Raw genomic sequence first — 13,366 nt, 5'->3', positions numbered from 1 at the left:
CTCAAGGGCCGGTGTGCGTGGGAGCCGTGCGCGGGGTGTTGACCATGATGTGCGGCGAGCCTAATCTTCGCGTCCGGAGTTCCGTTCACTGTCCGAAATCGCGAACAAATAGCCGCGCGAGGAGAACGACGTGAGCCGCACCGAGAGATCCAACGGATCGCCTTCTTCGCAAGTAGCCCCCGGCAGACGGCAGTTCATCGCTGCCGCCGCCACCGGGGTCGCGGTCGCCGCGCTGCCCACCGCCGTGGGCACGGCGGCGTACGCGAGCCCGGCCGCCGGACCCGAGCCGGGCGGGCGAGCGTCCGGCGCCGTCGAACCCTTCCCCCTCGACGCCGTCGCCCTGCTGCCCGGTGTCTTCCGCGACAACCAGGCACGCAACACCGCCTACCTGCACTTCGTCGACATCGACCGGCTGCTGCACACCTTCAGGAAGAACGTGGGCCTGCCGTCCGACGCCGAACCCTGCGGCGGCTGGGAGGGGCCCGACGTGGAACTGCGCGGGCACACCACCGGACATCTGCTGTCCGGGCTCGCGCTGACGTACGCCAACACCGGCGACACCGCCGTACGCGACAAGGGACGCAAGCTCGTCGCCGCGCTCGCGCAGTGTCAGGACGCGTCGCCCGGGGCGGGCTTCGGCAAGGGGTATCTGTCCGCGTTCCCGGAGAGCTTCTTCGACCGTCTTGAGGCCGGAACCGGGGTCTGGGCGCCGTACTACACCATCCACAAGATCATGGCGGGCCTCGTCGACCAGCACCGTCTCACCGGCGACGACCAGGCCCTCGATGTCGTGCTGCGGCAGGCCGCCTGGGTGGACAAGCGGACCGGGGCGCTGAGCCACGACCACATGCAGCGGGTGCTCCAGACCGAGTTCGGCGGCATGAACGACGTGCTCGCCGACCTGCACGAAGTCACCGGTGACACCAACTGGCTGAAGGTCGCCGAACGGTTCACCCACGACGTCGTCTTCGACCCGCTCGCCAGGAACGAGGACAAGCTCGCCGGGCTGCACGCCAACACGCAGATACCGAAGATGGTGGGCGCGCTGCGACTGTGGGAGGAGGGCCTCGGCGACCGCTACCGCACCATCGCCGAGAACTTCTGGCAGATCGTCACCGACCACCACACGTACGTCATCGGCGGCAACAGCAACGGCGAGGCCTTCCACGAGCCGGACGCCATCGCCGCCCAGCTCTCCAACGGCTGCTGCGAGAACTGCAACAGCTACAACATGCTGAAGCTGACCCGGCTGATGCACCTCCACGCACCGCACCGCGTCGACCTGCTCGACTACTACGAGCGCACGCTGTTCAACCAGATGCTCGGCGAGCAGGACCCCGACTCCGCGCACGGCTTCAACATCTACTACACGGGCCTCGCGCCGGGCTCGTACAAGCAGCAGCCCTCCTTCATGGGCGAGGACCCCAAGGCCTACTCCACCGACTACGACAACTTCTCCTGCGACCACGGCAGCGGGATGGAGACACAGGCGAAGTTCGCGGAGAGCGTCTTCTCGCACGACGACGACCGTCTCCTGGTGAACCTGTTCGTGCCCGCGGAAGTGAAGTGGAAGGCCAGGGGCGTCAGTTGGCGGCAGACGACCGGCTTCCCCGACAAGGCGTCCACCACGCTCACCGTCACGGCCGGCGCCGCCGAGCACGAACTGCGGGTGCGCATCCCCTCGTGGACGAGCGGCGCGCGCGTCACCCTCAACGGCCGGTCCCTCGGCGAACGGCCCAAGGCGGGCAGCTGGTTCGCGCTGCGCCGCCGCTGGAAGGCCGGTGACCGGGTCGAGGTCACCCTCCCCATGCGGCTCGCCATCGAGCCGACGCCCGACGACCCGGACGTACAGGCCGTGCTGTACGGGCCGGTGGTGCTCGCCGGGCAGTACGGCGACCGGGGCGCGATGCGGATGCCCCGGCTCGACCCCAAGTCGGTGAAGCAGACGGCCGCCGCGCCGATGAGGTTCACGGCGCGGGCCGACGACGAGAACGTCACCCTGCTGCCCATCGCCCGCACCCACCACGTCTACTACACGGCGTACTGGCTGACGGGCGAACCGCCGCCCCCACCACCGGAGTTCGCCGCCTGGCACCGCTTCGACGAGACCTCCGGTACCACCGCAGCCGACGCCACGGGCAACGGCAAGGCCGCCCAGCTGATGGGCGGCGCGGCCTGGGCGTCCGGCGGGAAGATCGGCGGCGCCGTCGCCCTCGACGGGTCGGACGGGTACGTGAAGCTGGCCGACGACGTACTGGCCGGCGCGACCGCGTACTCGCTGGCGACCTGGGTGAAGCTCGACGGGACGCCCGAGACATGGACGCGCATCGTCGACATCGGCACCGGGGCTTCGTGCAACCTGTTCCTGACCCCGCGCAGCGACAGCGACACCCTGCGGTTCGCCATCACCGCCGGTGGGGCAGGGGCGGAGGAGCGCATCGACGTCGATCAACTCCCCACCGGCAGCTGGGTGCACGTGGCGCTGACATACGGGAACGGCACGGCCGTGCTGTACGTCGACGGCGTGGAGAAGGGGCGCAACGAACAGGTCACCGCGCGGCCGGACATGTTCGGCAACCACATCCGCGCCGGATACCTCGGCAAGTCCCAGTACGCCGACCCGTACCTGAAGGGCGCGCTCGACGACTTCCGGATCTACGGGAAGACGCTGACGGCCGCGGACGTGGCGGAACTGGCCGGGGCCTGAGAGCCGCGAGGCGGGTGGGGGCACGAACGCCGATCCCTACCCGCCCCGCTCGACCGTCAGCGCAGCGCGGCCGGCTCCTCGTCAGGGGTGTCCGCCGCGCCCGGCCGGGGCGCGGGCACCGACACCAGCGGCGGCTCCGTCGCACACGGCCGGGACCTGACCAGGGCGCTCAGGCCGAAGGTGAGCGCCGCGTTCAACACCACCGTGAGCAGGCCCGCGTTGACCCCGCCGAGGTCGGGCTCCACCACGTACAGCACCAGGGACGCGGCGACACCCGCGATCATTCCGGTGGCCACCGCCCACGCCCGCACCCGGCGGAAGAACAGCAGGGCGAACCAACCGGGGATCAACTGGCCGAGCAGGTAGTACGTCAGGTTGAGCACGGTCAGCATCAGCGACGACGCGGTCAGCGTCAGCACGGCGGCCGCGACGAGGAACACCGCGACGGCCAGCGTCGTCCACCGGCGCTGGGCCTCCGGGCGCAGGTTCGGCGCGAGGTTGCGGGAGACGATGCCGCCGATCGACAGCGCCGTCACCGCGAGGACCAGCACCCCGGACAGGCCCGCGCCGCCCGCGACCACACCCACCAGCCAGTCGGGCAGCACGTCACGCACGACCTCCATGAACACCGTGTTGGGATCGGCGACATGCTTGCCGGCCACGTACGCGAAGTACGCCGTCGCCACCAGGAACGGGTACATCAGCATGTACGACGGCATCCACACCGTCGACGACTTGATGGCCCGCTCGGAGCGCGCGGTGAAGATATAGCCCGCGGAGAAGCCCAGATAGAAGGTCACCGCCTGGAAGACGATGGTGGTCAGCGCGAACACCATCGGGCTGCCCGACATGGTGACCTGCGTGTGCGGCACCGCCGCCGGATCCGTGACCGCCTCGATGCCACCGCCCGCGACGAGCGCGGCGACACCCGCCGCCACCACGCCGACCACCATGAGCCCGTCCTTGAGGATGGACACGAACGCCGGGGACCGCACCCCGGACACGGCGACGTACAGGAACGCCATCACGCCTGCGAGGATCACCGCCTGCAACGGTGTGATCGGCAGCCCGAGCGCCGTCAGGACCACCTGCATGCCGATGAACTGGTATTGACCCCACGGCACCAGGGCCACCAACAGGGCGAGCGCCGTGATGAGTTCGAGGCCGCGGCTGCGGAAGTGGCGGCCGAACACATCGGGGATGGTCATCGCGTCGTAGCGGACACCGGCCCGCCAGATCAGCGGCGCCACGTAGTAACCGAGCGGATAGGCCAGCAGGATGTAGCCGAGGAACCAGACGCCGTAGCTCGCGCCCTTGGCGTAGATCCCGGCCGGGAAGCCGATCATCGTGCCGATGCTGTAGACCTCGCCGACCGCGAGGAAGTACAGCAGCCACGGCGGGAACGAACGGCCGCCGACCAGGTACTCGCTGATGGACACCTTGCGGATGCCGCGACGGGCGCTGAACGCCACGAGGACCGAGAGCACCATGATGACGAAGAAGACGGTGGCGATCATCGAGACGCCTCTTCCGTGGAGTTCGGTGTGTCCTCGGGGTAGTGCTTCTGGTCCATCCGCCACGCCAGATACAGACACAGGCTGGTCAGCGGGAAGCAGGCGAACACCCACAGGAACAGCAGCGGGATGCCCGCCACGTACACGTCCGTGTTCGCGAGCAGCGGCATGACCACGAGGAGCGCGAACGAGGGGACGCCGAGGCCCAGCCACAGGCTGCGCGGCAGTCGGCGGGTGGGCTCCGATGGTGGTGAAGGTGGTGGTGAACTCATCGCGTACCTCCGGGGGTTCGCTCCCAGACGACGTCGCCGCCGATGACCGTCGCCTCGACCGACAGATCGCGCAGGCTGCGCTCGCCACCGGCGGTCGGGTCCTCGGACAGGACCGTGACATCGGCCAGCTTGCCCGGCTCCAGGGTCCCCTTGCGGTCCTCCTCGAAGGCCAGCTTCGCCGCCTCGCTGGTGTAGGCGCGCAGCGCCGTCTCCGCGTCGACCCGCTGCTCGGGCCCCAGTTGATGGCCGTCGCGGGTCATCCGCTCGACCGCACACCACATCCCCTCCAGCGGCGGCACCGGCACCACGGGCGTGTCCGAGTGCAGTCCGAACGTGACGCCGTGGCGGCGGGCCGAGGCCAACGGGTCGATACGGGCGGCCCGTTCGGGGCCGAGGAAGCGGTCGCGGTGCCGGTCGCCCCAGTAGTAGACGTGCTTGACGAAGAACGAGGCGTGCACACCGGCCCGCGCCATGTCCGCGAGTTGCCGCTCTCCCGCCATCTGGCAGTGCTCGATGCGGTGGCGCCGGTCCGCGGACTCCGGGTCGAGGCCCAGCTTCTGGTACGCGTCGAGGATGGCCTGGATCGCGCCGTCGCCGTTGCCGTGCACGGCAACCTGCCAGCCCGCCTCGTGCAGCGTCGCGATCCGCCGGGACAGGTCGTCCGGCGGGAAGATCAGCAGCCCGTGCTTGTCCGGCGCGCACGCGTAGCCGTCCGAGACACACCCGGTCAGGCCCTGGATCGAGCCGTCCGCCCACATCTTGACGCCGGCCACCCGGAACTCGTCGTCCCCGAGCCCCGCGACGGCCGACTCCACCGGGCTGAGGCGCCCCTCCGCCAGCTCAGGGAACAGGTCCTGCACCAGATACGCCTGGATCCGGTTGCGCAGCCGGCCGGTGAGCCGGGCCCTGCGGTAGGCGTCGAGTTCGCCGGGCCCGCCCATCAGGCCGAGCCCGGTGTCGTGCACGGTGGTGACACCCGCCGCCAGATACGCGTCACCGGCCCGCCCGATCGCGTCGGCGAGGTCGTCCACGCCCGGGTGCGGCATCCCCGCGTACGCGGCGAACGCGGCGGTCTCCGCGAGGACGCCGGTCGGCTCGCCCTTCGCGTCGCGGACGATGGCGCCGCCGACCGGGTCGGGGGTGTCCCGGTCGATGCCCAGGCGGTCCAGGGCAGCGGAGTTGAGCACGCAGAAGTGCCCCGAGATGTGCTGCAGACACACCGGGTGGTGCGGCGCGACCGGGTCCAGATCGGTGCGGGTGGGGTGCCGGTCGTCGGCCAGCAGCGTGTCGTCGTAGCGGTAGCCGCGGATCCACTCGCCCCGCTCGGTGTGCCCGGCGGCCTGCCCGACGCGGGCCACGATGTCGGCGATCCGGTCGTTCGGCGGACTGCCCGCGTCGACCTCGGCGGCGAGGGTCAGGCCGAAGAACGTGGGGTGGTTGTGGGTCTCGATGAACCCCGGCACGGCGCAGGAACCACGCAGATCGCGGAGCGTGGTGGCAGGTCCCGCGAGGGTCAGGATGTCGGCGTCCGGGCCGACGGCGAGGACCTTGCCGTCGCGGGCGGCGAGCGCCGTGCCGGTGTGCCCGGCACGGTCCAGGGTGCGCACGGTGCCGCCGTACAGGATCGTGTCGGCGGCGTGCAGGGGATCGGCGGGGCGGGGGAGCGGGCTCGGCACGGAAGATCACCACCAGGGGAGAGGGACGGAGGGCGGGGCGCCCGCACCGACCGCGGGCGCCCCGGACGTGCTCGTACAGCGATCAGACGTAGTCCTGGTACTTGGTGAGGTGCCTGACCGGCTTCGACAGGGCGTCGCGGCGGAACGGGTCGCCGAGCTCACGGGTGGTCATGACCTCGATGACGGTGGTGCGCCCCTCGTTCATCTGCGCCTCGACCGCCTTGCTCAGCGCGGGACCGACGTCCTCCAGGCGGTCCACGATCACGCCGTCGGCGCCCATCGCGCGGGCGATCCCGGCGAAGGACTCGCTCTCCAACTCGCCCGCGACGAACCGGCGGTCGTAGAAGTCGACCTGGTTCTTCTTCTCGGCGCCCCACTGCCGGTTGTGGAAGACCACCGCGGTCACCGGGATGTCGTGCCGCACCGCCGTCATGATCTCGCCCATGCTCATGCCCCAGGCGCCGTCGCCCGCGTAGGCGACCGCGGGGCGCTCGGGCGCGGCCAGCTTGGCGCCGATGATCGTCGGCAGCGCGTAACCGCAGTTGCCGAAGGACATCGGGGCGAAGAACGAGCGCGGCTCCTCGAAACGGAGGTAGCTGTGGGCGATCGAGTTGATGTTGCCGATGTCGGTGGAGACCATCACCCGCTCCGGCAGCGCCTTCTCCAGCTCGCGCAGCACCTGACGCGGGTGCAGCCAGGAGCCGTCCTCGCCGTCCTGCTCGGCGATCATGTCGATGCTGTACGGGTCCGTCTCGTGGATCCAGCCGTCCAGCTCCTTCTCCCACGCGTCCTTCTCCGCCTGGATGGTCGCCGAACGTCGGGCGCGGGTCTGCTCGCAGAGGAGGTCACGTCCTTCGAGCCGGCGCACGAGGGACTGCGCCGCGGCGCCCGCGTCCCCGCAGATCCCGACCTCGATCTTCTTGACGAGGCCCAGCATGCGGTGGTCCGCGTCGATCTGGATGATCTTGGCGTCCTTGGGCCAGTACTCCATGCCGTACTGCGCCAGCGTGCCGAACGGGCCGAGCCGGGTCCCGAGCGCGACCACCACATCGGCCTGCGCCAGCAGCTTCATGCCCGCCTTGGAGCCCTGGTAGCCGAGCGGGCCGCACCACAGCGGGTGGCTCGCCGGGAACGAGTCGTTGTGCTGGTACGAGTTGACGACCGGCGCGCCGAGCCGCTCGGCCAGCGCCTTCGCCTGCTCGACCGCGTCGCCCATGACCACACCGCCACCGGAGATGATCACCGGGAACTCGGCCTCGGAGAGCAGCCGCGCCGCCTCCTCCAGGCTGCGCTCACCGCCCGGCCCCCGGTCGAGGCGGGACGGGCGCGGGATCTCGGCCTCGATGTCGCCGTAGAAGTGGTCGCGCGGGATGTTGAGCTGCGTCGGGCCCTTTTCGCTCATCGCCCGGTCGAAGGCGCGGCCCGTCAGCTCCGCCATCCGGCGTGGATTGTTCACGTGTGCCTGGTACTTGGTGAACTCCTCGAACATCGGGAGCTGGTTGGTCTCCTGGAAACCGCCGAGCCCCATGCCCATCGTGCCCGCCTCGGGCGTGACGACGACGACGGGGGAGTGCGCCCAGTACGCCGCCGCGATCGCCGTGACGCAGTTGGAGATGCCCGGCCCGTTCTGGCCGATCACCACGCCGTGGCGGCCGCTGGCCCGCGCATAGCCGTCCGCCATGTGGCCGGCGCCCTGCTCGTGCACGACCGGGATCAGCTGGATGCCGGCCGGCGCGAAGATGTCCATCGCGTCCATGAAGGCCGAACCCATGATGCCGAAGATGTCCGTGACGCCGTGCGAGACCAGGGTCTCCACGAACGACTCGGATGGGGTCATCCGCTGCACGCCGGCGGCCACCTGACGGCCGTCCTCGGTCGTGAACTGCGGTTGGGGCGCACTGCTGGTCATGGATTTTCCACCCTTCGACGTGCTGTCGGTGCTGGTGCGGGGTGGCGCATGTTCAGTGGGGGAGAGCGGGTTCCGGGATCCGGTACGCGGTGTTCCCAAAAGCGGGACACGTCGAGGACCGTAGAGCGGGCGTCTCGGCAGCGTCAACCACGCGTACCGAAATCCGGGACGTGCTGCTACGTTCAGACGCCCGGCAACCGGCAGGTCGCGCAAGCGAGTTGAGGATGGTGCACATGGACGACGGAACCCCGGCCCTGCGCCTGTTCGCCCTGCTGGAACACATCGCCCGCACCGACCGCCTGGTCACCCTGACCGAGCTGGTCGCCGAGACCGGCCTGCCCAAGCCGACCGTGCACCGGATGCTCGGGCAGCTGGAGGGCGCGGGCCTCCTCGACCGCCAGGGCGACGGCCGCCGCTACGGCGCGGGCGGCCGGCTGCGCGTGTTCGCCGAGGACCTGCTCAGCCACGGCACCCACCACGCGGCCCGGCACGCGGTGCTGCGCCACCTCGTCGACGAGATCGGCGAGACCTGCAACCTGACCGCGCCGGCCGGACCGGAGGTCGTCTACCTCGATCGCGTCGAGACCCCGGAGCCGCTGCGGTTCGCCCTGCGGCCCGGCTCCCGCGTCCCGGTGCACTGCAGTGCCAGCGGCAAGCTGATCCTCGCGTTCCTGCCCGCCGCCCAGCGCCGAAAGATCCTCACCGCGGCCCCGCTGAAGGCGTTCACCGCGCGCACCCGCACCGACCCCGACGCCCTGGAGGCCGAGCTCGACCAGGTGCGCAGGGACGGATTCGCCCTGGACGACGAGGAGTTCCTGCCCGGCCTCGTCTGTGCCGCCGTGCCCGTGCCCCGCGGGCCGGGCGAGGATCCGGTGGCATCACGGGTGCGCCAGTGCGTGGCGCTCCAGGCGCCCGTCGTGCGGGTCAGTGTGGAGCGGGCCGTGCAACTGGTGCCGGTGCTGCGGCAGGCGGCCGAGCGGATCGCGCGGGTCGAGGCGGACTGAGCGTCACCCGGGTGGCAGCAACTCCCGTACGACCTCGCCGAGGATCGCGATCCCCGGCTCGATCACCTCGGCCCGTGGCGCCGAGAAGCCGATCCGGAAGTGCCGCAACGCATCCGCGTCCGGGCCCGCCAGGAAGAAGATGTCACCGCGCTCGATCAGCACACCCCGCTCGCGCGCACGCCGTACCAGCTCCCGGCAGTCGAGCCCCTCCGGCCCCGACATCCACAGGCTCACGCCGCCCGGCGCGGGAGAACTCGACCACGGCAGCGACGCGTTCACCGCGTCCCGCATCAGCCGCCACTTCATGCCGAGCCGCGCCCGGCTGCGCCGCACGGCCCACTGGTAGTCGCCCGACTCGATCAGCAGGCCGAGCGCCCGCTGGAGATGACCGGACGGGTGGCGCACCGAGTAACGACGCAACTCCCGCAGGTGAGCGACGAGTTCGGCGGACCCGACGAGATAGCCCAGCCTGAGCCCCGGAGCGAGGAACTTGGAGAACGTGCCCAGGTACACCACCTGCCCGGTGGTGTCCTGCGACTTGAGCGCGGGCGTCGGACTGCCCTCGTAGCGGAACTCGCTGTCGTAGTCGTCCTCCACGACGACCGTGCCCGCGTCCCTGGCCGCCGTGAGCAACGTATGCCGTCGCCCCGGACCCAACGTCGCATTGGTCGGATGATGGTGACTGGGCGTCACATGCAGCAGGTCGACGCCGTGCAGGGTGTCGGGCGGGCACAGCCCTTCCGCGTCGACGGGCAGCGGATGCAGCCTGGCCCCGGCCCGCAGGAAGATGTGCCGCGCGTCCAGATACCCGGGGTCCTCCACGGCGGCCACCGAGCCGGGGCCGAGCAGTGCCCGTCCCAGCAGGTCGAGCCCCTGCTGCGAGCCGATGGTGACGAGTACCTCGTCCGCGTCCGCCGCCACTCCGCGTGCGGGCAGCAGGTGGGAACGGACCATCTCCACCAGCAACGGATCGTCGTCGGCCACGCAGTCCTGCAACGACCAGGCCGCGTGCGGCCGGTCGAGCGCCCGGTTCAGGGCACGCACCCAGGCCCGCGCGGGAAAGGCCCGCGGATCGACCTGTCCCGCGGGGAACGGATACGGGTAGCTCGCCCAGTCCGGATGCTTCTCGATGTGCGGAAGCCGGTCCCCCTCGCGGCCGCGCAGCCGCCCCGACCAGTCGAAGGTGTGCTGCGGAGGGAGCGCGGGACCGGGCTCCGGGCGCGGCGGCATCCGTGGGTTGACGAAGAGCCCCGAACGCTCCCGGCTCTCCACGAACCCCTCCGCCACCAACTCCTCATAGGCGGCCGTGACGGTGTTCCGGGACACCCCCAACTCCTGGGCGAGCAACCGCGAGGAGGGCAACCTGCCACCCGCGTCGAGTCGCCCCGACGCGATGCCGTGCTCGATGGCCCTGCGCACCTGCCGGTACAGCGGCTCGCCATGACCCCGCTCGATCTCGATCAACGTACGTGGCACGTATCGCCTCCGTCTCGCGGTCGGCCTGGCACCCTCAGCGTGCGCGCAACTGGACCTGTTGCGAGCGCCGCCCTCTTCGGCACGGTAGCCGTGGTGGCCTCGCCGCACGAGGGTGCGATGCCGACGCCACGGACCGCCACCTGAACCCCAACTCGTGTCGAGCGCGCCAACCCACGCCTGTCGCACCGCGTCCGCGCCGCAATCAGGGCGGGCCAGAGGGGAGTCGAACCGTGAGGATCGGTATTCCGCGCGAAGTGAAGAACAACGAGTTCCGCGTCGCCCTGACCCCGGCCGGGGTCCACGAACTGACCGCACACGGCCACACCGTCACCGTCGAGGCGGGAGCCGGAAGCGGCTCCGCGCTGCCGGACACCGACTACGCCGAGGCCGGCGCCCGGGTCCTGCCCGCCGCCGACGACGTGTGGGCCGAGGCGGACCTGGTCCTGAAGGTGAAGGAGCCGGTGGCCGACGAGTACCACCGGCTCCGCCCCGACCAGGTCCTTTTCACCTACCTCCACCTCGCCGCGTCCCGCGCGTGCACCCAGGCGCTGCTCGACGCCGGCACCACCGGTGTCGCCTACGAGACGGTGCAGGCGGCCGACGGCTCGCTGCCGCTGCTCTTCCCGATGTCCGAGGTCGCGGGCCGACTCGCGCCACAGGTCGGGGCGTACCACCTGATGCGGGGCGGCGGCGGGCGCGGCGTGCTGACGGGCGGCGTCTCCGGCACCCGCCCGGCCCGCGTCGTCGTCATCGGCGCCGGGGTCGCGGGCATGAACGCGGTCGCCGTCGCCACCGGCATGTGGGCGGACGTCGTGCTGCTCGACACCGACCTGAACAAGCTGCGCGCTGCCGACCGCATGTACCAGGGCCGCATCACGACACTCGCCTCGAACCGGCTCGCCCTCGAACAGGCCGTGCTCGACGCCGACCTGGTGATCGGCGCCGTCCTCGTCCCCGGCGCCAAGGCGCCCCGCCTCGTGAGCAACGACCTCGTCGCCCGCATGAAGCCCGGCGCCGTCCTCGTCGACATCTCCGTCGACCAGGGCGGCTGCTTCGAGGACACCCGGCCCACCACGCACGCCGACCCCGTGTACCGGGTCCACGACACCCTCTTCTACTGCGTCGCCAATATGCCCGGCGCCGTCCCGCACACCTCGACCCACGCCCTCACCAACGTCACGCTTCCCTACGTCCAGGCCATCGCCGACCACGGTCTGCGCGCGGCCGCGGCGGCCGACCCGGAGCTGAAGCGGGGCATCAACACGCTCGGCGGACGGCTCACCTACCGTCCGGTGGCCGAGGCCCACGACATGAAGCACGCCGACGTAGACCAAGCCCTGCTGTGAAGGCGAACGCGAACGCGAACGCGAACGTGACCGAAAACGTGAACGTGACCGCGAAGGAGCGCATCGTGCCCCAGGACCTCACCCTGCGTGCCAAGGCCCAGCGTCACCTCGGCCCGCACTTCACCCGCAAGGACAGCTGGTACGACACCCCGCCGCCGGTCTATGTGCGCGGCGAGGGCTGCTACCTCTACGACGACGAGGGCAAGCGCCACCTCGACGGCCTCTCCGGACTGTTCTGCGTGAACATCGGCCACGGTCGCGGCGACGTCGTGGCCACGGGCGCCAAGCAGATGGAGACCCTCGCGTACTCCACGAACTGGGGCGCGGCCCACCCGCCCGCCATCGAGGCGGCGAGCCTGATCGCCGAACTCGCCCCGGGCGACCTGGAGGTGACGTACTTCGTCAACTCCGGTTCGGAGGCGGTCGAGACCGCGATCAAGTTCGCCCGCCAGTACCACCGTTCGCAGGGACAGCCGGAACGTACGAAGATCATCAGCCGGTCGATGGCGTACCACGGTGTCACCCTGGGCGCCCTCTCCGTCACCGGCCTGCCCAAGCTCCGCGAACCCTTCGGGCCGCTGCTCCCGGGTATCCGGCACGTCCCCAACACCCTTGGGTTCACGGGCGATTGCGGCCCGGCAGTGGAACTCGACTGCGTCCGCGCGATCGAGCGGGCCATCGCCGAGGAGGGCCCGGAGACGGTCGCCGCGGTCTTCGCCGAACCCGTGCAGAACGGCCGCGGCGCCCTCGTCCCGCCCGAAGGCTACTGGCGCGAACTGCGCCGCATCTGCGACGAGCACGGCATCCTGCTCGTCGCCGACGAGGTCATCTGCTCCTTCGGCCGGCTCGGCCACTGGTTCGGCAGCGCGGCCGAGGGCGTCGTCCCCGACCTGATCACCTTCGCCAAGGGAGCCACCTCCGGCTACGCGCCGCTCGGCGGCGCCATCGTCCGCGAGCCTCTGGTGCGCGGCCTGTACGACTCGCCGCTCGGCGGCACCTTCACGCACGGCGCGACCTGGGGCGGGCACCCGGTGTCCACGGCGGTCGCCGTCGCCAACATCGGCGCCATGCGCGCCGAGAACATCCCCGGCAGCGTGCGGGAACTGGGCCCGGTCCTCCGGGCCGGACTCGACGAGATCGCGGCACGCCACCCGGTCGTCGCCGATGTCCGCGGCACCGGCTTCTTCTACGCGGTCGAATTCACGGCCGACCGGGACAGCGGCCGGGAGCTGACCGACGACCAGTCGGCACGGATCCTGCGCGAGGTGCTGCCGGACGCGATGCGCCGCACCGGGGTGATCCTGCGGCCCGACGACCGCGGCGCGACCATGCTGATGGTGGCCCCACCGCTGGTCGCGGACCGGGCGGTGCTCGGGGAACTGCTCGAAGGGGTCGACGAGATGGTGGCTTCGGTCGCCCGCGCCGTGGCCTGAGTCGTCGTTCGTTTCGACCGTGTGAACGG

The 13,366-nt window shown here is 71.0% G+C and carries 9 protein-coding genes; 4 read left to right on the top strand and 5 right to left on the bottom strand.

Features of this window, described 5'->3' with window-relative positions; translation table 11 throughout:
• Window positions 1-130 precede the first annotated feature (130 nt).
• Window positions 131-2,707: a beta-L-arabinofuranosidase domain-containing protein gene (locus OKJ99_RS09965; RefSeq protein ID WP_326015504.1), complete on the top strand. Its 2,577-nt coding sequence runs from the start codon at window positions 131-133 to the stop codon at window positions 2,705-2,707.
• Window positions 2,708-2,763: 56 nt separating this feature from the next.
• On the opposite strand, the gene OKJ99_RS09960 is transcribed toward OKJ99_RS09965, so the two are convergent.
• From OKJ99_RS09960 to xsc, 4 genes are all read right to left on the bottom strand, one after another.
• Entirely contained in the window at window positions 2,764-4,224 is a 1,461-nt protein-coding gene (locus OKJ99_RS09960) for a sodium:solute symporter family protein (RefSeq protein ID WP_326015503.1), read from the bottom strand.
• A complete protein-coding gene (locus OKJ99_RS09955) occupies window positions 4,221-4,493 on the bottom strand; it encodes a DUF3311 domain-containing protein (protein WP_326015502.1) in 273 nt (90 codons plus the stop codon). The genes OKJ99_RS09960 and OKJ99_RS09955 overlap by 4 nt, the downstream gene beginning before the upstream one ends.
• Window positions 4,490-6,169: an amidohydrolase gene (locus OKJ99_RS09950; RefSeq protein ID WP_326015501.1), complete on the bottom strand. Its 1,680-nt coding sequence runs from the start codon at window positions 6,167-6,169 to the stop codon at window positions 4,490-4,492. The genes OKJ99_RS09955 and OKJ99_RS09950 overlap by 4 nt, the downstream gene beginning before the upstream one ends.
• Window positions 6,170-6,251: 82 nt before the next feature.
• A complete protein-coding gene (gene xsc, locus OKJ99_RS09945; RefSeq protein ID WP_326015500.1) occupies window positions 6,252-8,078 on the bottom strand; it encodes a sulfoacetaldehyde acetyltransferase in 1,827 nt (608 codons plus the stop codon).
• Window positions 8,079-8,311: 233 nt separating this feature from the next.
• On the opposite strand from xsc, the gene OKJ99_RS09940 reads away from it, so the two are divergent.
• Window positions 8,312-9,082, top strand: coding sequence for an IclR family transcriptional regulator (locus tag OKJ99_RS09940; protein WP_326015499.1), 771 nt, complete (start codon window positions 8,312-8,314; stop codon window positions 9,080-9,082).
• 3 nt (window positions 9,083-9,085) lie between these two features.
• Here OKJ99_RS09940 and pdxR read toward each other — a convergent pair whose 3' ends face one another.
• Window positions 9,086-10,558 carry a MocR-like pyridoxine biosynthesis transcription factor PdxR gene (gene pdxR / locus OKJ99_RS09935; RefSeq protein ID WP_326015498.1) on the bottom strand — a complete coding sequence of 491 codons (1,473 nt, stop codon included), beginning with the start codon at window positions 10,556-10,558 and terminating at the stop codon, window positions 9,086-9,088.
• Window positions 10,559-10,788: 230 nt separating this feature from the next.
• Between pdxR and ald the strand changes: the two genes are divergently transcribed.
• Both ald and OKJ99_RS09925 read left to right on the top strand, forming a co-directional pair.
• The gene (gene ald / locus OKJ99_RS09930) at window positions 10,789-11,904 is read left to right on the top strand and encodes an alanine dehydrogenase (protein WP_326015497.1); all 1,116 of its coding nucleotides are present in this window, start codon (window positions 10,789-10,791) and stop codon (window positions 11,902-11,904) included.
• A gap of 26 nt (window positions 11,905-11,930) precedes the next feature.
• Window positions 11,931-13,337 (top strand): aspartate aminotransferase family protein, encoded by a 1,407-nt coding sequence (locus tag OKJ99_RS09925; RefSeq protein ID WP_326015496.1) that lies wholly within the window; start codon window positions 11,931-11,933, stop codon window positions 13,335-13,337.
• Window positions 13,338-13,366: the final 29 nt, after the last annotated feature.

Origin of the sequence: Streptomyces endophyticus (assembly GCF_035798155.1) — a bacterium.
Lineage (GTDB): Bacteria > Actinomycetota > Actinomycetes > Streptomycetales > Streptomycetaceae > Streptomyces > Streptomyces endophyticus.
Note: the sequence above shows the minus strand (reverse complement) of the source record. Positions and strands in the feature narration are given on the sequence as shown.